Origin of the sequence: Halotia branconii CENA392, from assembly GCF_029953635.1 — a bacterium.
Lineage (GTDB): Bacteria > Cyanobacteriota > Cyanobacteriia > Cyanobacteriales > Nostocaceae > Halotia > Halotia branconii.
Genome location: NZ_CP124543.1, coordinates 3,094,214 through 3,114,543 on the forward strand (window position 1 = coordinate 3,094,214; position 20,330 = coordinate 3,114,543).

Annotated in this window: 22 protein-coding genes, 1 tRNA gene and 1 pseudogene; 10 read left to right on the forward strand and 14 right to left on the reverse strand. The window is 41.5% G+C overall.

Annotated features, from left to right (window positions below; translation table 11 throughout):
* Positions 1-184: 184 nt before the first annotated feature.
* Both QI031_RS13490 and QI031_RS13495 read right to left on the reverse strand, forming a co-directional pair.
* Positions 185-613 (reverse strand): annotated as a pseudogene (locus QI031_RS13490) (putative toxin-antitoxin system toxin component, PIN family).
* Positions 600-875, reverse strand: a complete 276-nt coding sequence (locus tag QI031_RS13495; protein ID WP_281485641.1) for a hypothetical protein — start codon at positions 873-875, stop codon at positions 600-602. Before QI031_RS13495 ends, QI031_RS13490 begins: the two are co-directional and overlap by 14 nt.
* Before the next feature lie 201 nt (positions 876-1,076).
* On the opposite strand from QI031_RS13495, the gene lgt reads away from it, so the two are divergent.
* Together lgt and cobM are read left to right on the forward strand one after the other, a co-directional pair.
* On the forward strand, positions 1,077-1,940 hold the full coding sequence (gene lgt / locus QI031_RS13500; protein WP_281485642.1) for a prolipoprotein diacylglyceryl transferase: 864 nt from the start codon (positions 1,077-1,079) through the stop codon (positions 1,938-1,940).
* Positions 1,941-2,347: 407 nt separating this feature from the next.
* A complete protein-coding gene (gene cobM / locus QI031_RS13505) occupies positions 2,348-3,133 on the forward strand; it encodes a precorrin-4 C(11)-methyltransferase (RefSeq protein ID WP_281485643.1) in 786 nt (261 codons plus the stop codon).
* A 74-nt stretch (positions 3,134-3,207) separates the two neighbouring features.
* On the opposite strand, the gene sir is transcribed toward cobM, so the two are convergent.
* The gene (sir, locus tag QI031_RS13510) at positions 3,208-5,151 is read right to left on the reverse strand and encodes a sulfite reductase, ferredoxin dependent (protein WP_281485644.1); all 1,944 of its coding nucleotides are present in this window, start codon (positions 5,149-5,151) and stop codon (positions 3,208-3,210) included.
* A 214-nt stretch (positions 5,152-5,365) separates the two neighbouring features.
* Entirely contained in the window at positions 5,366-5,902 is a 537-nt protein-coding gene (locus QI031_RS13515) for a hypothetical protein (RefSeq protein ID WP_281485645.1), read from the reverse strand.
* Between the two features lie 306 nt (positions 5,903-6,208).
* Between QI031_RS13515 and QI031_RS13520 the strand changes: the two genes are divergently transcribed.
* Positions 6,209-6,868: a Uma2 family endonuclease gene (locus tag QI031_RS13520; protein WP_281485646.1), complete on the forward strand. Its 660-nt coding sequence runs from the start codon at positions 6,209-6,211 to the stop codon at positions 6,866-6,868.
* Positions 6,869-6,898: 30 nt separating this feature from the next.
* Here QI031_RS13520 and QI031_RS13525 read toward each other — a convergent pair whose 3' ends face one another.
* From QI031_RS13525 to QI031_RS13540, 4 genes are all read right to left on the reverse strand, one after another.
* Positions 6,899-7,162, reverse strand: a complete 264-nt coding sequence (locus QI031_RS13525; RefSeq protein ID WP_281485647.1) for a Txe/YoeB family addiction module toxin — start codon at positions 7,160-7,162, stop codon at positions 6,899-6,901.
* Positions 7,140-7,358: a hypothetical protein gene (locus QI031_RS13530; protein WP_281485648.1), complete on the reverse strand. Its 219-nt coding sequence runs from the start codon at positions 7,356-7,358 to the stop codon at positions 7,140-7,142. The genes QI031_RS13525 and QI031_RS13530 overlap by 23 nt, the downstream gene beginning before the upstream one ends.
* A 74-nt stretch (positions 7,359-7,432) precedes the next feature.
* A complete protein-coding gene (locus tag QI031_RS13535) occupies positions 7,433-7,825 on the reverse strand; it encodes a DUF5615 family PIN-like protein (RefSeq protein ID WP_281485649.1) in 393 nt (130 codons plus the stop codon).
* The gene (locus QI031_RS13540) at positions 7,825-8,142 is read right to left on the reverse strand and encodes a DUF433 domain-containing protein (protein ID WP_281485650.1); all 318 of its coding nucleotides are present in this window, start codon (positions 8,140-8,142) and stop codon (positions 7,825-7,827) included. Before QI031_RS13540 ends, QI031_RS13535 begins: the two co-directional genes overlap by 1 nt.
* Positions 8,143-8,446: 304 nt before the next feature.
* Here QI031_RS13540 and QI031_RS13545 point away from each other — a divergent pair, with 304 nt between their 5' ends.
* Together QI031_RS13545 and QI031_RS13550 are read left to right on the forward strand one after the other, a co-directional pair.
* Complete coding sequence (locus QI031_RS13545) at positions 8,447-10,891, forward strand: leucine-rich repeat domain-containing protein (RefSeq protein WP_281485651.1); 2,445 nt, start codon at positions 8,447-8,449, stop codon at positions 10,889-10,891.
* 24 nt (positions 10,892-10,915) lie between these two features.
* Positions 10,916-11,572: a DUF4926 domain-containing protein gene (locus tag QI031_RS13550; RefSeq protein WP_281485652.1), complete on the forward strand. Its 657-nt coding sequence runs from the start codon at positions 10,916-10,918 to the stop codon at positions 11,570-11,572.
* A 140-nt stretch (positions 11,573-11,712) separates the two neighbouring features.
* On the opposite strand, the gene QI031_RS13555 is transcribed toward QI031_RS13550, so the two are convergent.
* Positions 11,713-11,940: a hypothetical protein gene (locus QI031_RS13555; protein WP_281485653.1), complete on the reverse strand. Its 228-nt coding sequence runs from the start codon at positions 11,938-11,940 to the stop codon at positions 11,713-11,715.
* Positions 11,941-12,000: 60 nt separating this feature from the next.
* Positions 12,001-12,342, reverse strand: a complete 342-nt coding sequence (locus QI031_RS13560) for a XisI protein (RefSeq protein WP_281485654.1) — start codon at positions 12,340-12,342, stop codon at positions 12,001-12,003.
* A 201-nt stretch (positions 12,343-12,543) separates the two neighbouring features.
* Here QI031_RS13560 and QI031_RS13565 point away from each other — a divergent pair, with 201 nt between their 5' ends.
* Positions 12,544-13,488 (forward strand): ADP-ribosylglycohydrolase family protein, encoded by a 945-nt coding sequence (locus tag QI031_RS13565; protein WP_281485655.1) that lies wholly within the window; start codon positions 12,544-12,546, stop codon positions 13,486-13,488.
* Positions 13,489-13,695: 207 nt separating this feature from the next.
* On the opposite strand, the gene QI031_RS13570 is transcribed toward QI031_RS13565, so the two are convergent.
* The 3 genes from QI031_RS13570 to QI031_RS13580 all read right to left on the reverse strand — a co-directional run bounded on the left by QI031_RS13570 (position 13,696) and on the right by QI031_RS13580 (position 16,359).
* Complete coding sequence (locus tag QI031_RS13570) at positions 13,696-14,691, reverse strand: transposase (RefSeq protein WP_281485656.1); 996 nt, start codon at positions 14,689-14,691, stop codon at positions 13,696-13,698.
* Between the two features lie 18 nt (positions 14,692-14,709).
* A complete protein-coding gene (locus tag QI031_RS13575; RefSeq protein ID WP_281485657.1) occupies positions 14,710-15,561 on the reverse strand; it encodes a hypothetical protein in 852 nt (283 codons plus the stop codon).
* A gap of 138 nt (positions 15,562-15,699) precedes the next feature.
* Positions 15,700-16,359: an Npun_F0813 family protein gene (locus QI031_RS13580; RefSeq protein ID WP_281485658.1), complete on the reverse strand. Its 660-nt coding sequence runs from the start codon at positions 16,357-16,359 to the stop codon at positions 15,700-15,702.
* A 353-nt stretch (positions 16,360-16,712) separates the two neighbouring features.
* Here QI031_RS13580 and QI031_RS13585 point away from each other — a divergent pair.
* The 4 genes from QI031_RS13585 to QI031_RS13600 all read left to right on the forward strand — a co-directional run bounded on the left by QI031_RS13585 (position 16,713) and on the right by QI031_RS13600 (position 18,691).
* Positions 16,713-16,785, forward strand: a tRNA-Arg gene (locus QI031_RS13585).
* Between the two features lie 143 nt (positions 16,786-16,928).
* Positions 16,929-17,177 (forward strand): hypothetical protein, encoded by a 249-nt coding sequence (locus QI031_RS13590; RefSeq protein WP_281485659.1) that lies wholly within the window; start codon positions 16,929-16,931, stop codon positions 17,175-17,177.
* Between the two features lie 393 nt (positions 17,178-17,570).
* Complete coding sequence (gene coaD / locus QI031_RS13595) at positions 17,571-18,122, forward strand: pantetheine-phosphate adenylyltransferase (protein WP_281486018.1); 552 nt, start codon at positions 17,571-17,573, stop codon at positions 18,120-18,122.
* On the forward strand, positions 18,032-18,691 hold the full coding sequence (locus QI031_RS13600; protein WP_281485660.1) for a DivIVA domain-containing protein: 660 nt from the start codon (positions 18,032-18,034) through the stop codon (positions 18,689-18,691). The genes coaD and QI031_RS13600 overlap by 91 nt, the downstream gene beginning before the upstream one ends.
* A gap of 231 nt (positions 18,692-18,922) precedes the next feature.
* On the opposite strand, the gene QI031_RS13605 is transcribed toward QI031_RS13600, so the two are convergent.
* On the reverse strand, positions 18,923-20,269 hold the full coding sequence (locus tag QI031_RS13605; RefSeq protein ID WP_281486019.1) for a TldD/PmbA family protein: 1,347 nt from the start codon (positions 20,267-20,269) through the stop codon (positions 18,923-18,925).
* Positions 20,270-20,330: the final 61 nt, after the last annotated feature.

Here is a 20,330-nt window from a genome sequence, read left to right on the forward strand (position 1 = left end):
GCATTTCAAAAAATGAAAAGCAGGGGGGCAGAGGAGAAAAATCCCCATAAAGGGTGAAGTTTCAACTAAGGGAGCAACTTCGGGGGCGAGGTTTTCAACCTTATTCTTTTGATAAATGATCCGAAACCCGTCATTGCGAACGTTCGCGTAGCGTCTCCATAAGGAGAAGAGTAGCCGCTACACGTCATAGAGAATTGGTATTAGAAGCCAAAAATTCTTGAACAGTTAAAATCTCAATGTTTCTCCAGGGGTTTAGTACTAGCAAATCATCATCTCCGGTAACAATACACTCTGCTTGACCACTGAGTGCTAATTCCAAATATTTGTTATCTTTTGGATCTCGACATTCATTAATCTGCTCATTCACATCAATAAACTGAGCGAATTTTGTTAAATCCTCTATAAATTATTGCCGCCTTGCTTTGGTAAGATATCTATCAAACTTGGGACGATATAAAACATCTTTTAACTCTGATAAGACAGAATTTGATAATACGATAACACCAATGTTCTGAGCTTGGTCTAATGCCTGACGTGGCTTGCTTTGACTAAACAAAAATGCACTAATTAGCACGTTAGTATCAAAAATGAGCCGTCGATTATTCGTGTTCATTCAAAATCGATTCTAAGATTTTAGGCGTTAATCCTCGCTCTTGTGCTTCTTTGCTTGCTTGATCCATTGTGTTTCTTAAACGTGCAATTGCTTCTTCTTTTTTCCTAGGAAACTGAGACTGCATAATTGCCGCAATTTTAAGTTGTAATTGTTCGCGTTCTTCTTCAGTAGCATTGCGGTATGCCTCTGCAACCTCAGAGGAAACTTTGATGGTAATTTCTTCTTTAGTAATCATGGCCTGTTCGCTTTCGTAATTTCTCATCTTTAATCATGTTACTTCCTTGGCTCAGAGTTCCCCCCCTAAAAGACTTTTTGGAACTAATCCCTGCATTTGTGCCTTAGCGCCGGAGAATTTGCCAAAACTGAATGCTCCTGAACCGTATTTACTGAGGTATAGCAAAACCTGCTTCAATTGTTTATATAAAGAAAGCCCCTAATAATTTAATCAACTAGGTATTTTTGCATGGCACTGGATATTTCCACTTTGCCTTTGGCATTTCAGTTTACTTCTCCAGGCCCTATTCTGGTGAAACTAGGCCCAATAACTATCCGCTGGTATGGGTTGTTGATTGCTACAGCTGTATTAATCGGCGTTAGCCTTTCTCAGTATTTAGCAAAGCGCCGTAATATTAATCCTGATTTGTTGAGCGATTTGTCAATTTGGTTGGTGATTGGGGCAATTCCCGCAGCCCGGATTTATTACGTTTTATTTCAGTGGTCAGAATATGCTCAATACCCAGAGAGGATTATTGCCATCTGGCAAGGAGGTATTGCAATTCATGGAGCAATTCTCGGTGGGACTTTAGCAGCCCTAATCTTTGCCAAACTCAAGCAGGTTTCTTTTTGGCAATTAGCTGATTTAGTCGCTCCTTCACTAATTTTAGGACAAGCGATCGGGCGTTGGGGTAATTTTTTTAACTCTGAAGCTTTTGGCAGTCCTACCAATTTACCTTGGAAACTATATATTCCACCACAACGCCGTCCTCCAGAGTTAGCAAATTTTGAATACTTCCATCCCACATTTCTCTACGAATCTCTGTGGGATTTAATGGTGTTTACTTTGCTAATGACTTTGTTTTTTCAGAGTTTATCTGGCAGATTGCGTCTGCGGGTTGGGGCGCTATCTATGGTTTACTTGATAGCCTACAGTTTAGGGCGCTTATGGATCGAAGGTCTGCGTACTGATAGTTTAATGTTGGGGCCTTTGCGAATAGCGCAAGTCGTCAGTCTTATTGGCATTACCTTGGGATTAGCTGGGTTATTTTGGCTTTACATACGTAAACGCCCTTTACCTGATGTAGTTTCTCCCAAAGGCGATGGAGAGTAGAAAGCAGCACTTCGGCTCCTTTCGACTTCGCTCAAGGCAAGACGCTCAGTGACCGGGAATAGGAAAAGTAAGAAAATATGGAGAAAACACAACTGACAACACTTCGACTACGCGGTAGTTGAATCTCGACTTCGCTCGATTACCGCGCAGTCGAAACTCAGTACATCGCTGACCACTGACAACACTTCGACTACGCTCAGTGCATCGCTGACCACTGACCACTAACAACTGACCAAAAAATAAAAAATGCCCCAGAATATTTTCTAGGGCTTAACCAGGGTGCATCTACCATTACTTTCTACTAGGGATAGATGGTAAATCCGGAAAGACACTGAGAAAATACCAAAAAAATTTCTAGAGAATTTCTTACCTGCTGATAATTACGTAACTACACTAAAAATTCTTGTATGCAAAATCATTTCAAGTACATAAAATCAATAGTGTATATTGTAGGAGCAGGTCCCGGAGATCCAGACTTATTAACAGTTAAAGCACAAAAGTTGCTAGCTCTTGCAGATGTAATTTTGTGTGCTGATTCCTTAGTACCCGAACAAATTTTGCAGATTTGTCAACAAGATGCAGAAATTATTCGGACTGCGGATAAGACTTTAGAAGAAATTGTAGCGTTGATGATCGAACGAGTGCGATCGCAACATAAATCTGTAGTTCGTCTGCATTCTGGTGATCCTAGTCTCTACAGTGCTATCCACGAGCAAATGCACCTGTTAGCAGAAGCAAACATTCCTTTTGAAGTCATCCCAGGTATTAGCGCCTTTCAAGCCGCAGCAGCCAAACTCAAAATAGAATTAACTGTCCCAGGTTTAGTCCAAACCATCATTTTGACGCGCATCAGTGGACGTACAGAAGTCCCCGCCAACGAAGAATTAGCCTCCCTCGCCGCACATCAAGCTAGCCTCTGTCTTTATCTGAGTGCGCGTCATGTCGAAAATGCTCAAGCCAAGTTACTTGCACACTACCCCGCCGAAACTCTGATCGCAATTTGTTTTCGTTTAGGATGGCCAGATGAAAAAATCAAAGTAGTTCCCCTGAAGCAAATGGCAGACTGTACTCATGCAGAAAAGTTGACTCGTACTACACTTTATGTAATTAGTCCAGCACTATTGCCAGTGACAGGGCGATCGCGTTTATATGATCCTGAACATAGTCATCTATTTCGCTCCTCACACCATTAACAGTTATAGCAATTTGAATAACAAGATCCCCGACTTCTCAAAGAAGTCGGGGATCTAAAAAACTGATAACTGACTTAAGGTAGCTTCTGCAAATATTCTTTGAGAGCTTCGTTAACTAAATTAGTCATCGGCTGCCCTTGGCTGGTGGCGGCGGCTTTCAATTTTTCGTAAATCTCATCGTGGAGGCTAATCCGATGTCGGGATCTACTAGGAGATTGGCTGGTTTTGGCTTTAGGCTCGATGTCTGCTGTTTCCGGCTCGTACGTAGCTGTAAACTCACGAATCGCATCAAACCCAACGCGATCGCAAAAATCACCGAAGCTTTCTCCAGGTTGCCGCGATTTCTTAAAATAAACAAAAATTGGCTCTAAAAAGCTTTCTAAATCATTATGGTGCAGCTTTTCTGTGTAAGGTTGCGCTAACCGCGTTTGAGCTGGTGAACCCCCCAGCCAAACTTGATAAGATTCGGGAGCGCTACCTACAAAACCCAACTCTGCCATGTAAGGACGGGCGCAACCATTAGGGCAGCCTGTCATCCTTACCACAAAATGTTCATTTTGTAAACCATTTTTATCTAATAGAGCGCGGATTTGCTCTAAAATTCCCGGTATTGCTCGTTCTGATTCGGTGATTGCCAAGCCGCAGGTAGGTAAAGCCGGACAAGCCATCGCATATCTAACTAAAGGCTCGATTTGATTAGGGTCAGAAATAATACCGCAACGGTTGAGAATCTCTTGAACAACTTGTTTTTGATTCGGTTCAATGTCGTAAAAAATGACGTTGTGGTGAGGTGTCAAGCGGATGGGTAAGTTCAATTGTTCGACAATTTCTCTCAAGGCAGTTTTTAGTTGAAACGAGCCTTGATCTTTAACTCGACCATTCTCAACTGAAATACCTAAGAATAGCTTGCCATCGCCTTGTTCTTGCCAACCGAGGAAGTCTTGATATTTAAATTCTGGCAGAGGTTTGAAGGGTGCAACTGATTTGCCGAAATATTCTTCAACCTTGGCGCGGAACTTATCTACACCCCAATCGTTGATTAAATATTTTAATCTAGCGTGACGACGGTCGCTGCGATCGCCATAATCTCTTTGGGTAGCAACAATTGCTTTGACTAAATCGTAGACATCATCTTTGGCTACGTAGCAAATCTCGTCTGCTAATCGAGCAAAGGTTTCTTCTTTGTTGTGTGTTCGACCTAAGCCGCCGCCTGCAAAAACATTAAAACCTTCAAGTTCTCCTTGCTGGTTGGTCATTACAACCAAAGTTAAATCTTGGGAATACAAATCAACCGAATTATCTCCTGGTACAGTCACGCAAACTTTAAACTTGCGGGGCATGTAGTGAGTGCCATAAATCGGCTCTTCGCTGTCATGAATAATTGTGCCAGTGCCATTACGCTGTCGTGCTGCTTTCACTTCTGGGCTTTCTTGGGCGCTAATTGCCTTTTCGCCATCGAGCCAAATTTCGTAATAAGCCCCTGTTTGCGGTGACAACAAGTCAGCTATATTTTGGGCATATTCCCAAGCATACTGGTACTCTGGGCGATTTTTAAAGGGGGCTGGTGGTGCCATGACGTTGCGGTTCAAGTCGCCGCAAGCACCCAAGGTAGAACCTAAATTCTTAACAATAGTAGCGATGGCTAATTTGAGATTTTTCTTTAAAATCCCGTGCATCTGAAAACCCTGGCGGGTAGTTACTCGTAATGTGCGATTGCCATATTCATCGGCCAGCTTGTCTAAAGCCAAGTACAACTGCGGTGGTACAAACCCAGCCGGATTTTTTGTCCGCAGCATAAATTGATAATCTTTCTCCTGCCCCTTTACGCGATTGTCACGGTTATCTTGCTGGTAGGAACCATGAAACTTGAGAAGTTGTATCGCATCTTCATTAAAGTGAGTAGTATCCTCAAGAATTTGTGTTGCGACAGGTTCACGTAAAAAGTTACTTTTTTCCTTAATGCCTTCTACTTTAGAAGGCTTACGGCTGGCTATTGGGGAAGGAGCAGATTTAACCATTAGAGTTATATAGTATTCTCAATAAGGCATCGGTAAACGCCGAGGCACGTTTTCGGCTGTGTTATTCCCGGTAATTCGGTCGGAAATATGAGGAATAATTTAATTTTAACACGGCAAAAGCTGGCTTTGTCCGTGATGTAACACTTAACAAAACCAGCTTGTGGTAGTTATGAGTGCTTAATAACAAGTATAAAGCGACTAAGGACTGAGTAATCTATCTGAAGCGATAGCCGATGCCACCATTAATGCTGACAGCAGAAGCGGGGCTATTTTCATAAGCACTAATTCCGAGTTTGGCATTAGTGTAGACGAGGAAGTTTTTAGCAACTTCTGATTCCACACCAGCACCAACCACTACAGCATCTTTGTTACCAATGGGGCTTGGTGAACCATCTTTATCTAAGAAAGAATAACCACCAGTGATAAAAGCATTAGTGCGATTAGCAATAGGTACGTCTACAGAAACTTCTGGGATGATAACACTCGTATTATCATTCCAAAGCACGTTACCGCGTGCCGAAAATGGTGTGTTTCCTAACTTGACGCGACCTGTGAGATTTCCCCCAAAGTTAGCAGCATCATTATTGGCTCCGCCATTAGTAACACCGGCTGCTACACCAGCACCAATATAACTAGCATCAGTACCTTTTTGTGTTTCGGCAGCAGCTTGTCCCGCACTTAGAATAAAAGGAGCAAACACAAAGGAAGACAATGCAGAGATTGTCACAAAAGACTTGAGTATTAGTTTCATAATCTAGAAATTTGTTGTAGGCTTTGCCTTATATATTCAAAGTCGTAAACCATACACAAAGGTTCCAGATAATTTCTAGAATTTATGGCATCACTGAATCAAGGGATGAATTTTATTTTGTGCCTTTGCGCCTACCCTTCGGGTTCCGCTTTAGCGGTATGCGCGAAACAAACCGCCAAGGACGCATAGACGTGTCAGCGGCTTCCCGCAGGATAGAACACAAAGTTAAGAGGGTTTTAGAGAGTTTTTGCTTAAATTTTATAAGTAGTATAATTGCAGAGATAGCTATAAGCCAGATTTAAAGTGATGCGATCGCCGATTCACGTTTTTTCGGTTGCCGAATATTTAGCAGCAGAAAGTAAAAGCGAACTTCGTCATGAGTACTTGGGTGGTCAAATTTTTGCGATGACGGGGGGCAGTAAGGCGCATAATATCATTACCTTAAATATTGCCAGTCGGTTACGTTCTCAATTGCGTGGCGGGGCTTGCGATGTCTTCATGTCGGATATGAAGGTTAAGTTGGAGGCTGCTAATCAAAATCAGACGATATTTTATTATCCTGATGTGGTAGTTACTTGTAGTGATGAAGATAGAGATAATTATTTTGTAAATTCTCCTTGCATAATTTTTGAGGTGTTGTCACCAAGTACAGAAGTCGATGTGGTAGTTACTTGTAGTGATGAAGATAGAGATAATTATTTTGTAAATTCTCCTTGCATGATTTTTGAGGTGTTGTCACCAAGTACAGAAGTCAGCGATCGCCGCGAAAAGTTGGTTAATTATCAGACTATTAGTAGTTTACAGGAGTATGTTTTAGTTTCGCAAGATGAGATCAAAGTAGAAGTTTATCGTCAAGATTTGCTAGGGAATTGGACACAGGAAATTTTGGGAAGTGAAGATAAATTGGTTTTAAATTCGGTCAATTTATCTCTGACAATGGCAGATATATATGAAGATATTTTTTGATGTTAGAGATCGCAACTACGATTCAGTCTATTATTCATAATGCCCACCAATCGCTATGATGTATATGCTGTCTTCATCAAAACTATAGATTAATCGATCTTTATCAGATAGTCTTCTTGAATAATATCCAGCTAATTCATACTTCAAAGCTTCAGGTTTTCCTGTTCTTTGCGTGGGATCTCCTTTTTGCATTTCTTTGATGATATTAAACAATTGTTTGTGAATAGTTTTATTAGTTTCTCTTAAATATTCATAGGTTTGCAGAGTGTCCTCATGAAATACGATTGATCGCATGATGCTGCTGTTTATGGGTTTCGATTAGTAATTGAATTTGTGGAATCAGTTCTGGATTGTTGAGAATATAATCGAAATCAATCGAATGGATTGATTGGTTAGGGTGTGATTTTTGGGAATTATGCTTGAACTGACTGATCTGTTGCATGAGATGTGAGTTGCCCAAGACATATTCGGTTTCTTGATGGGTATCCATAAGGTTTAGTAGATTTTATCGGCTACGTTTATGTTTTTAGTATATCTGAATCATTCTTTGAAGAGCGATCGCAATCAACTTTTACCATACTCCTGTACGAAAAAAATCTGTCCGACTGCTTTTATATTTTGCTTCATAACCCGCAACAAACGATTCTGTAAGGTTCGACTATCCTCATCTAAAAAATCAATTATTGCCTTGACTTTCCCAGAATAATCACGATCGTATTTAAAAATAATCATGCCAGCATAATTTGGTGCAGTGCGATGTAGATCGATAAAATCTTGGCGATTTTCCGTAATCGAAATGCGACCTATCGCTGTGGCATACTGCAAAACAACATCGTCAGGAATCCCTTGATTTGCTTGACCTGCTTCGTAGGAAGTTAATACATCGTGTCCCTCCAATCTGAGTAAGTTTACCATTGCGATGGGAAAATTTTCATTAGAGTAAAATTGTAATGCCATTAAACTAAATCATCGTGAGCAATTTCTTGATCGATTTGTTCAGGATTTTGTTCGTAGTAATGCCAAGCTGCACTTAAATCTTCCGCAGTCAATCCAGGATAATTTGACAATAATTCTTCATCCGGGGCACCTTGTTGACGATATGCTACCAAAGTCCATACGGGAATTCGTGTATTTCTAATTCGCGCTTGTCCCCCGCAAACTTTTGGTGTAATCTGAATCGGATTTTGCAACATTTGCACGTAATTTAATGCTTGGTCAACTAATTCCTCTGGTAAAGCTGCAATTACTTCGAGCAATTGAGTCCTCTTATTCATGACAACAAAATCTCTCTCGCTTATTTCATCCTATGAAATTTTATAGTAATTATCCTAGCGACTATTTTGAAGCCCAATCTCAATTTCGGATAAGCGATCGCCAATACTAAAACCGACTTATATGTTTTGCGATCGCCTTTTCCCATCATCTCAAGGTGCGATCGCTAACCACAAAATCTCAAGGCGCGTTGGTGTAGCCTGCCGCAGGTATCGCCAACAAGTAATGGTCTAGTATTTTTCCCTAATCAGTTAAAATCATCTTCATCAATCTTCTTTCCTTTTACCCTTTTCCTTGGAATTATGTATGACGCAGGATGAGTTGTTGCAACTGATAAATCGCGCGGCAGCTGAGGGTTGGCAAGAGTTAGACCTGTCGGGGCATGTGTTGACTGAGTTACCTGTGGAGATTGGTAAGCTGAAGCAGCTTAACCTCCGTAACAACCAAATTACCCAGATTCCAAAGGCGATAGCTAAATTAACCAATCTCAGGCAGCTTAACCTCCGTAACAACCAAATTACCCAAATTCCAGAGGCGATAGCTAAATTAACCAATCTTAGGCAGCTTTCCCTTTATAACAACCAAATTATCCAGATTCCAGAGGCAATAGCTAAATTAACTAATCTGAGAACACTCGATCTCAGTTACAACCAAATTACCCAGATTCCCGAGGCGATAGCTAAATTAACCAATCTTAGGCAGCTTTCCCTCTATAACAACCAAATTGCCCAGGTTCCAGAAGCGATAGCTAAGTTAACCAATCTAACAACGCTTTACCTCAGTGGTAACCAAATTACCCAGATTCCAGAGGCGATAGCTAAATTAATCAATCTGACAACACTTGACCTCAGCGGCAACCAAATTACCCAGATTCCAGAGGCGATAGCTAAATTAACCAATCTGACAACACTTGACCTCAGCGGCAACCAAATTACCCAGATTCCAGAGGCGATAGCTAAATTAACCAATCTGACAACACTTGACCTCAGCGGCAACCAAATTACCCAAATTCCAGAGGTGATAGCTAAATTAACCAATCTGACAACGCTTCGCCTCCATAAAAACCAAATTACTCAAATTCCATTAGAAATTCTTAATTCAAAAAATGTAAAAGAGATTTTGAATTACTTGAGGCAAATTCGCACAAATGAAACTCGACCATTACACGAAGCCAAACTCTTGCTCATCGGACAAGGTAGCGTCGGCAAAACATCCCTCATCGAGCGACTAATCCGCAATAAATACGATAAAAATCAATCCCAAACCGATGGACTGAATGTAGAAACTTGGAACGTGCAGGTCAATAGCAAAGACATCCGCCTGAATGTTTGGGACTTTGGCGGACAGGAAATTTATCATGCCACCCATCAGTTTTTTCTGACTAAGCGCAGCCTCTATCTCCTCGTTTGTAATTGTCGCACCAGCGAAGAAGAAAACCGCATTGAATATTGGCTGAAACTAATCGAAAGCTTTGGCGGACAATCCCCCGTGATTATTGTTGGCAACAAAAAAGACGAACAACCCCTCGACATCAACCGCAAAGCGTTACGCGAGAAATATCCCAATATTCAAGCGATTATCGAAACTTCCTGCCAAGATAATACCGGCATTGATGAACTTCGCACCGCCATTTTGCAGCAAATCGCCAACCTCAAAGAAGTCTACGACCTTCTACCGCTGACATGGTTTGATGTTAAACAAAAACTCGAATCCATGCCTCAAGACTTCATCAGCTACAACCGCTATATCGGCATCTGCCACGAAAACAAGATTCCTGAAGAACAAAACCAAGAGCAACTCATAGACTTGCTGCACCGACTCGGCTTAGTTCTCAACTTCCGCGAGCATCCCATCCTCAAAGATACTAATGTCCTCAAACCCAACTGGGTTACAGAAGGCATTTATGCCCTTCTAAGCGATGAAAGCCTCAAAACTAAAACCAAAGGCATCTTCACCCCCGCCGATTTCACCCGCATCCTCAATCCAAATCGCTATCCCATCAAGCGTCACGGCTATCTAATCGGGCTGATGAAAGAATTTGAGCTTTGCTTTGCACTAGAATGTCAGCCACCACAATTCCTGATTGCGGGACTTCTACCCAAAGACCAACCAGGCGAAACAGAACTTCACGGCGAAACCCTCGAATTTCAATACCATTACAAAGTTCTTCCCAAAAGCATCATTTCCCGCTTCATCGTCATCACCCATGAGAAAATTCATAACCAAATCTATTGGCGCAGTGGCGTAATGCTTGCCTATCAAGAAAACAACGAAATCTACAACATCGCTCGCATCAAAGCCGATCCCGAAGACAAAAAAATTTTCATCACTATTAGCGGACGCAAAGAAACCCGGCGCTTATTTCTCGGCATCCTCCGCGATGTCTTCCAAAAAATCCACAAAAGTCTTCCCAATCTCGAAATCACCGAATGGGTTCCCGTCCCTGGCTATCCCAAACATCCACCCCTCGATTACCAAGAACTTCTCGGACTTGAATCGATGGGCGAAAGCAAAATCATCATCGGTAAACTAAAATTAAAACTCGATTTGCGTCAACTTTTAGATGGCTATGAAGACATTGGAACACGTCAAAGAAAGTCAAAAGGCGATCAATTTATTGATGTAGATGACTCACCTATTACAGTTAATGTCAATGTTAGCGATCGCCGTTCTAAAACCATTAACCAACATGGAGAAGGCGATAACTTTGCAGGCGATAATGTAAAAGGCAATAAAACAGCGCCTCGTTAGTTACTATATTTTGAGGTAATGCCCATGCTTGCAACTTCAAACAAACTCAATTTATTAGATATTGTTGCTCTTAAAACTCCCTTATTTGAACATAACCTCCTTGCAGGTCAAGTGGGAACTATTGTCGAAGTCCTCGCCCCTGAAGTATACGAAGTAGAATTTAGCGATGAGGACGGTCAAACCTATGCCACGCAAGCCTTACCAGCCCATCAGCTTCTTAAACTCTATTACAAACCCCTAAAAACTATGTCTAACACCATCAATCAATTCGGCAAAGGCGATAACGTTGCAGGTGATAAAATCCAAAATGACTTCCAAAAGGCAACTATTGGAATTGTTGCTCAAAACCAAGCCCAAGCCACAGTAAACAACCTTAATCAAACAAGCGGCGCAAGCGTAGCAGAAATAATGCAAATCATCAGCACCATGCGCCAAACTGTAGCCCAATTCCCGCCAGACATCCGCGACGACATGATTATTGATATTGATGATGTAGAAGTAGAAATTCAAAAGCCAGAACAAGAACGCAATTTACCCAAACTCAAAAAGCGTCTACTAGCTTTACTAACTGCTGCTACTGTAGTCGCTGCCCCGATCGCAGGTATGACAGATTTCACAAACAATGTTCTGGAAATAGCGAACAAAGTAGGCATAGAACTAAAGCTTCCCTCTGGTAAATAGACTTTTCTCACTCCAGAGGCGATCGCATAGGTTGAAATGATACCCGCCTTTGATTTGATGAAAATTGAACTAGCGATCGCAAAGCAAAATAATTACTAAATAATTGTTACCTTTTGCAGTATTTTTTTATAGATTTATGTCTAACTTCGAGCTTCGTCAGCATCACCATAAAACTCAGCATCTTTGAAATCAGACTCAGTGGATTTTTGAGAACCTGAAAACATACCAAAAGACATCCGCTGACTATCTGAACTGACTGATTTAGAAGTTAAAAAAGTGACAAAAACTTGGCTTTCAGTAATGTCTTGCGGGACTTCAGCTAATTCGATTTTGCCGTTCCTGTATATTCCTTGAATTGTTTGTAACATAATGGGTTGCGTTGAGGAAGTTGAGCGATCGCTAATAAATTACGGCACTAGAACATTTAACTAACTTACAGCAAACTCTGTATCAGAACACACCCTAGGAGGTTGAAAACCCAAAACTATATCTTGATGTGGTACACCTAATTTTAATAACTCATAAGCAATACCATCTTCCGTGGCATCATATTGAATCCAAATCTTGCCATTCTTAATATCCAAATGTAGCAAACATCCATAATCCCTGATATCGTTTTGCTTCCAACCCACATACACTAATTGATAGCGATCGCGCTCCGTATCAAAAATAGGTTGAGCCTCAACATTCTGTGACGATTTCATCGAGCGATCAGCTTTTGCTTGGATTAGTTGTTGAATGTATTGCCTGTAGAGAGCTACTTTATCCATTGCTCAATCGTCTCCTTTTCTTTAAACCGGCACAAAGCTCTAATTAATTTCAACTACTACCAGGCAGATAAAACACCCGATTCACTAGCACTTACCTAGCTTTTTAAATAAGACGAAACAGTCGGCTGTAACAGTTATGGCAACAAGCTCTACAAGAAATATATAAAGTTAAATTTTAGCAATTTTCATGGAGATTGAATAATGCTAACCGCTGCAAAAACATTATCTGGTTTGATGGGTTTATGTGTCGGTGATGCGTTGGGTGTACCAGTAGAGTTTACTAGCCGTGCTGAACGAGTTAAATCCCCGGTGACAAAGATGCAGGGTTATGGCACATGGAATCAACCGCCGGGAACTTGGTCTGATGATAGTTCTTTAACGTTTTGCTTGGCAGAAAGCCTTTGTAGAGGTTATTCCCTAGATGCCATAGCTAATTCCTTCTGGCGTTGGTACAAAGCGGCTTACTGGACTCCCCGTGGCGACTTGTTTGATATTGGTCAAACAACCCATGCGGCAATTATGCGCCTCAAACAGGGAGTTTTACCCCACCAAGCCGGCGGCAAGGTAGAAAACAGTAATGGCAATGGTTCCTTGATGAGAATCTTGCCGATGGCGTACTGTCATCAGACCTTAACTTTTAGCGAATTAATTTCGCGGGTGCATGATGTTTCGGCAATTACTCATGCTCATTTGCGATCGCAGATGGCCTGCGGCATTTACATTACTATTGCAGTAGAGCTATTAAAAGGGGCTAATCCTCAAACAGCTTATTTACAAGGCTTAGAAAATATCCAAAAAATCTATTCTGCTCGTGAACATATCTTAGAGAAGCCCCATTTTGGCAGAGTCTTGGGTGGTGAAATTGCCCAAGTGCCAATTGAAGAAATTAATTCTGGCGGCTATGTGATTGATACTTTGGAAGCGTCTTTATGGTGCTTATTAAATAGCTCATCCTACTCAGAGACTGTATTGAAGGCTGTCAACTTAGGCGGTGATGCGGATACTACGGCTGCGGTTACTGGTGGATTAGCCGGAATTTATTACGGTGTGGAAAATATTCCCCAAGAATGGATCAATCAAATCGCCCGTAAAAATGACATCATTAACTTGGCAATGCGTTTTGCAGCGGCTGTTTATAATTCGTAATTCGTAATTCGTAATTCGTAATTACCTTTTTGCGAAGGTTTCAGACATTTAAAGTGGACGGTTTATTTCCGCCAAACTGTATTAGGGATTAGGGACTAGGGAGCAGAGGATGAACAACCTTGGGAAAAGGTTAAAGGGTAAAGGATGAAGAAGTAAACCCTTTCCCCCTTACCCCTTTCCCTTTACCCTTTTTCCCCATGCCCAGTCTTAGACCAGAGACAGAGAGTAAACCTGACCATCAATTAAAAGTCGTGTGATACCTTTGGCTTGTAAGTGAATACTAGCCTTGTGTAACAGTTTACTATCAGGGACTTTAATGACGCGATCGCGCTTGGTAGAAAAGCGCTTTGCCACTCGGTGATTATCAAACACTGGCAAAGTTCTTTGCTGTGTTTCCAGGCTAGGAATTTGTCCTAAGTCGCCAAAATCTTTGAGTGGTCGAGTAATCAATTCGGAGGCGCGGTCAATTACCAAATAGCAAGTCTTGGGTAAAGGGGCTGCTGACAATGGCAGGACTTGAACTGGTATTTCACCCAACCTTCGTCTGGTAACTAAAGGTCTTGACCCCTCAAAATAATCATCATCATCTTCATAATCGTCTTCTTCTAAATCGTCTAAATCGTCCTCTTCTAAATCGTCTAAATCTTCCGACTCATCTAGCAAATCTTCACCCAGCATTTGGGCAATGACGGTTGCTTCTGGTCGTTCATCCGCTGGTATAGGGCTGGGAATGCTGGCTATTTCCGGCGGCTTTTCTTCTACAGTTTCTAATCGCTTGGCGGACCTCAGCTTTGGTTTTTCCATCGCCGAGGAGCGCCGTCGCACTCGTCTACTATCAGAGGTTAAATCCTCATCCTCATCTTCTTCGGGGTAAGTTTTTGCCTCTACTACTGTCTTTGGTGACTCAATATCTGGTAACTTCAAGCGTTGGTTTTCGCGACTGGGAAGTTCCTTTTCTGGCTCTGGTTGACTTAGTAAAGGTAACTGCTCATAGTTTACCTGCGCCCTGCCTTCAGGAGTTCTAGCAGCACGTTTTAAAGAAACGAGATATTCGTACTCATCTTCTGGTAAGGTGCTTTTGAGCAGACGGCTAATTGTGGAGTTACTCACGTCATAGCGTTCTGCTAAAGTTGAGGTTGTTTCAGCAGTTTCTCGATATAACTTTAGGATTTCTTGCTTGTCAGGATCTGTTAATTTTCTCACAGTAGATACCAAAATTTTCTAAGCTCGTTTGCGTCCACGCTCCCTCCGATTTCGGCTTAATGATGCGTCATGTTCTAGAACAGCGCCCATGCCAAATAAAACTCCACTAAATACCCAAAACACTTCTAGTATCTCTCCACTTTGATAATTGGGCCCTTGGGCATATTTAAACCACATATCTGCAATGTAGAGCGAAAACGCGGCCGCTGCAATCATTCGCCAAGACTGAGCGACTCGTCCCCCCCAGAAGGCGAGTAGGAGTGTGGTAGCAATAATCAGCAAAAATACATCGCTAACTACGTAAAACCAATTCAAAATAGTTGCTAGTAGTTCTGTAGATGTTGCCTGTTGCATAGAAATCCACCATGCCAACAAACTACCGAACAGTCCAATTGCTAAAACTATTAGCCATTGCCACTTTTCGAGATTGATTCGTCTGGATGCCACAGCTAAAATCATGCCTGCGCCAAGTGATAAATAAGTCAGTACAAAAAATACATCGCCAATAGACACATCTGGTTCTTCGTTTAAAATGATTTCGGTATATCCGAAAAATATCCCTCCCAGGAAATAAGACAGCATACCTATAGCAATTGCCAGCCAAACATTCCGGCTACTGACGATTTGTGGGCTGCGCCAGTTCCTCAAGCATAAAATACCAGCACCCAGGTAAGCGAAAGCTTCAAAAATATTTGTCCCAATTACATACCACTCGGCACGGCTTTCTACACCATCTGCGCCTGGAACTTTGGCACTAAATAATAAAAAGTATAACAGCGCCAGGACAGCCCAGCCGATACTAGCCAAGAGGATATTTTGATTGGTGAAAAGGGATTTTAAACGATAGGAATCTTTGTATGAACTACTCATAGGAATTGACTAGGTAAATGCACTTTGGCAGTTTTTTGGTGTGCAGGACTGTGTCGGTAGCGGTTTATCTGTCCAATGATGCACAATTGAACGCCAAAAGCAAATGCCATTAGCCGCAGTTTTCCAACACTTTCCATGCTATTGCCACAGTTTACTCAGTGAAGATTGATTTAGCCAACTGATAAACAGCGATCGCTCTGCTTCTGGCATATCTTGTAATCTATCAACGACTTGATGGGCAAAGTTAGCATTACCAAAATATGTTTTGCCTAATTTATGTAGTTCTTGTAAGAAAATCGTCACATGATTTTCTTGCCAAGCAGGTAGTTTGGCAGCCTCTAGCGGGTTAGTAGTTACTAACTGTTTAACTGCTTCTGGAGTGGATACTTCCGGAAATTGCTGTTTTTTCAATACTTCTGCAATATCTTTTTGAAATAATGATGCTTGCTTAGTCCCTAAAAATTCTTCAATTTCCATATCAACAGCTTGTAGCAGCAAAATACTGGCTTGGATAAAAATCCCTATTTTGCTATGACCGCCTGTATCATTACCTAGCTGGTCTAAACGGACTTTACCCCAGACACTAAAACGATCTGCTTCTTCTAATAGAACACAGGCCTTGCCCCGATTATCAGTTAACTCTCTCCACAAGGCTCTAGCTTCTTCTTCTTGGCTAGCTTTAAACAAGCTAATCAAGCGAAAGGTTTGCCCCTGATAATGGAGGATCGGCACTTGCTGATCCCGTTTTGGGTGCTGAATACTTGATATCTCAACATCCTGCCGTTTCAGAATAAACATGGCACTAGCAAATAACTCCTCACAGGGGCTTTGTGGATATGCGATCTATAATCCGATTTGGTAGCATCGCCAAGAGTGCGATTACCTAGCGTGATATTAGGGTCAGCTTTGCGATCGCTCTTTAGCTACCCTATAGTAAGCCGCCCAAAGGGCATCTACACTAACACCACCTATTGACCAAACAATATAGCTAATGAATAGCCCATTTGCTGCATTTTTAGTATAAATCGACTCAACAGCGACTTAGATTTTAGCCTCGCAAACAAAAAATCTGCAATTTTTAGATTGCTTCTTGCTAAAGAAGAACGATATAATTGTATAGATGACTCTTTTAAGAGCCAGTAATTTTGTTTGGGCGCGTAGCTCAGTGGATAGAGCCACGGATTTCTAATCCGTTGGTCGCAGGTTCGAACCCTGCCGCGCTCGTTTTAACTCAATATAAACTCTGAAGTATCATTGTGATGACAGTTATTTTGTAATAGGGTTTTCATAACAAGTTTAGGTAATACATAGGACTTACGCACTCGCAACGAAAATCAAGGCTTTGCGATTGCTTCCCTTCGGTCGCAATGACGGAAATACGTTATTGTTGCGTAAGTCCTGATACATTCAAAGCAACTCAAAGCTTGTCTCGCTTAGAAGTTCTAATAGCATTGGCACGAGGACTGAACTATACCTTCAGCGGTTCCCCAAAGTCGATTTTGGCAGCTTACACCGATGCAGCGTCAATTCAAAGTGATGTTCCTATTGCGATCGCAGCATTTACAGAAAAGGGTATTGTGGTTAATTATCCCGATATCTCAGTCTCTCAATGCTGAAGTCAGTTGTTAGTTGTTTTTGATCTGGTTTAATATAAAAATCCAGTTTGATTTGGTGAAATTACTTGCGTGGACGGGGAACGGGGAACAGAGAACAGGGAACAGGAAATAAAGCTCTTTGAAGTGTACTGAATTTTTTCAAAAATCAAATATGAGTCCCATACCTTATTTCCTTAGGAATGGTCTGAAAAACATCTTCTTCAAAAATTGTACTGACCACTGACCACTGACCACTGACAACTGACCACTGACCATTGACCACTGACCACTGACAAAACTCTACCCACAAAGAAAGGGATAAAGTTTTTATTTCTTAAGTAAAAATATTGGTTCGCCAGGATTCAACAGTGTTTAGATATAATTACCCAAACAGCTTTGATGGATCTAAATACTGTGATTGCTATTTATCCTGGTAGCTTTGACCCGATCACCTTAGGACATCTTGACATCATCCAGCGTGGTAGTCGGCTATTTGAGCAGGTAATCGTTGCTGTGTTGCGGAACCCCAATAAAATACCATTATTTACTGTACAACAACGCATTGAACAAATTCGCCTAGCTGCGCGACATCTGCCCAATATAGAGGTAGATAGCTTTAACGGTCTTACCGTTAACTACGCCCAAAAGCGACAAGCAGGAGTTTTATTGCGGGGTTTACGGGCAATTTCCGATTTTGAAGTAGAGCTACAAATGGCTCATACTAATAAAACTATTTCCACCCAAATAGAAACAGTTTTTCTAGCAACATCAAATGAGTATAGTTTTTTAAGTAGTAGTGTGGTAAAAGAGATTGCAAGGTTTGGTGGTTCTGTCGATCATCTTGTTCCCCCACACGTTGCCCTAGATATATACAAATGCTACAATCACAACTCTCCAACGGAGAACCCAATCACAACGGAAGCTACCCCCCCCCTCAAGAGTATCCCAACGGATCTGGAAGCTTAGATATTCAGCAGGAACTCAATCGTCTTGAGGAGTTGATTTTGTATGGTCTGCGGATTCCATTAACGGGACGCACACTCATAGACGAAGAAAGACTTTTAGAACAGCTTGATTTTATCAGGCTTTCTTTGCCTTCAGTCTTTCAAGAAGCTGCAATGGTGATGGAACAAAAACAAGAAGTATTACTAGAAGCAGAAGAGTATGGGCAGCAAATTGTTGATGCAGCCCAAGCAAAAAGAGCGCAAATTTTAGCTGAAAGTGATATTATCCGACAGGCAGAACGGGAAGCTGAGCAACTGCGGCAACAGGTGCAACAAGAATGTGAGGCGATGATGCAAGAAACCCTCACCGAAGTTGATCTTAAGCGGCGTGCTTGCCAACAAGAGTTAGAAGAAATGCGAAAAACTGCGATCGCCCAGGCTCAAGAAATTGAAAATGGGGCTGACGAATACGCTGATAGTGTTCTCGAAAACATCGAACGAGATCTCGAAGATATGTTACGAATTATTACAAATGGACGGCAACAACTGCGACAAGACACCATGTCACAGCGCTCACCAAAGAGAAAATGAGGATAAGGAAGCAGACAGCAGGGGGCAGAGGGGCAGGGGAACAGGGGAGCTAGGGGGCATACTTTGACTACTTCGACTACGCTCTTCTCCTGTCAAAGACGCTGCGCCCTTCGGCTGCGCTCAGTAACCAGGGGTAAAGAATTAAAGACCAATCATCTGTTTCAAATATTTCGCGAAATGGTATCACTCCCAAAATGAGCAATACACGCTTTGACGCAATTTAGCACCTAACTATAAGGTGTAAGTGAAATCATTCACCAACATACCAGGAACTAGACTACCTCCAAGGTGGCGACCTTCATAAGTTCCAACTTCGGGGATAAATTCTTGAAAAGTTGTCAAATCGATGAGATTTTCTCCCCAGAAGCGATAAAGGCTTTCATCAAAGCGTAAGTTTTCGATGGGAGCAACTATTTCGCTGTTTTCTACCCAAAAACACGCATAACGGGTCATACCTGTAATTCTACCAGTCGGGCGATCGCTCCAATTTAAATAATGCAAATTTGATACATATAATCCTGTATCTAACTCACTCATAATCTGCTCAGGTGCTAAATTTCCTGGACTCACCTCCGGCGCACGTAAAGTTTCTGCACCGTTAGCGCCGTTAGCAATTTTTTCATATTCTTTAGCAGTGCGAGAGTTTACCAAAGTATTTACTAATATGCCTTGTTCTATGACAGATAACTCTGGTGCTGCCATTTCTCCTAATTCATTAAATCGCGGCACTAATCCTCGTTGAAAGTTTTCTTTTAAACTAAATGCTGAAGAAAGTTGTTTTTCTTGACGTGCTAAAGCAGCCAATGCACTATTTCCTTGTTGGATATCTGCTTCGCCCACAGCCGCCCAAGAAAGCATCATTAATAAATTAGCAACAGCAGCAGGTGCAAAATAAGTTTTATATTGTCCTCGTGGCAATTCTTGAGTAGTTCGAGAAAGTAGTGCTAGTTGTTCTTTTGCTTGATTGATTTGGGCTATATAGGCGTGTTCGTCCCAATTAATTCCGGCAAAAGTACCTTTAACAGCTTGTCCTGATGTTGTAAATAAAGAATAATCTAAAGTAAAAGAATCTGTCGCAAACCAATGTTTTTGTCCACTAGAATCAGCGTAAGCTTTAATTACTGAACCTCCAGCATATATACCAGTAAAATCTAAATTTGTGACTAATTCTAATACTGTTGGAACTACTGCTTCTGGTGCTAACAATTTACCCAAATGTATTTCCCGACTAATTAGAGTTCCTGATGGTACAACTAAATAGGGATCAACTGGTAAAAGTGAAAGTTCACCACGCAATTCTTGCAAAGCTTTGTATGCTACTTGCCAATCCAAGTTCCAGTTTCCAGTGAAAGGAAATTGCCGAAAACTGCTGCGTTGATCTTCCATCAAATTCAGTTCAATCCAACCATCGGCAACACAACCAGTTTGTCGCACTTTGGCATGATTAAAACGAGTAAATTGGCTGCGTTCACTGCTTAGTTTTATTGTGAATTGTTCGCTTGCTGTTTTTTTCAGCAGTAAAGTTTCAATAAGTTGATTAAAACTGGCTTCTAAAGCTGATAATTCATCAATTTTCATGTTCATAGCGCTTCTTGGTTGTGTGCAACACACTCCAGTAAGGAAAAGGGACTAGGAATTA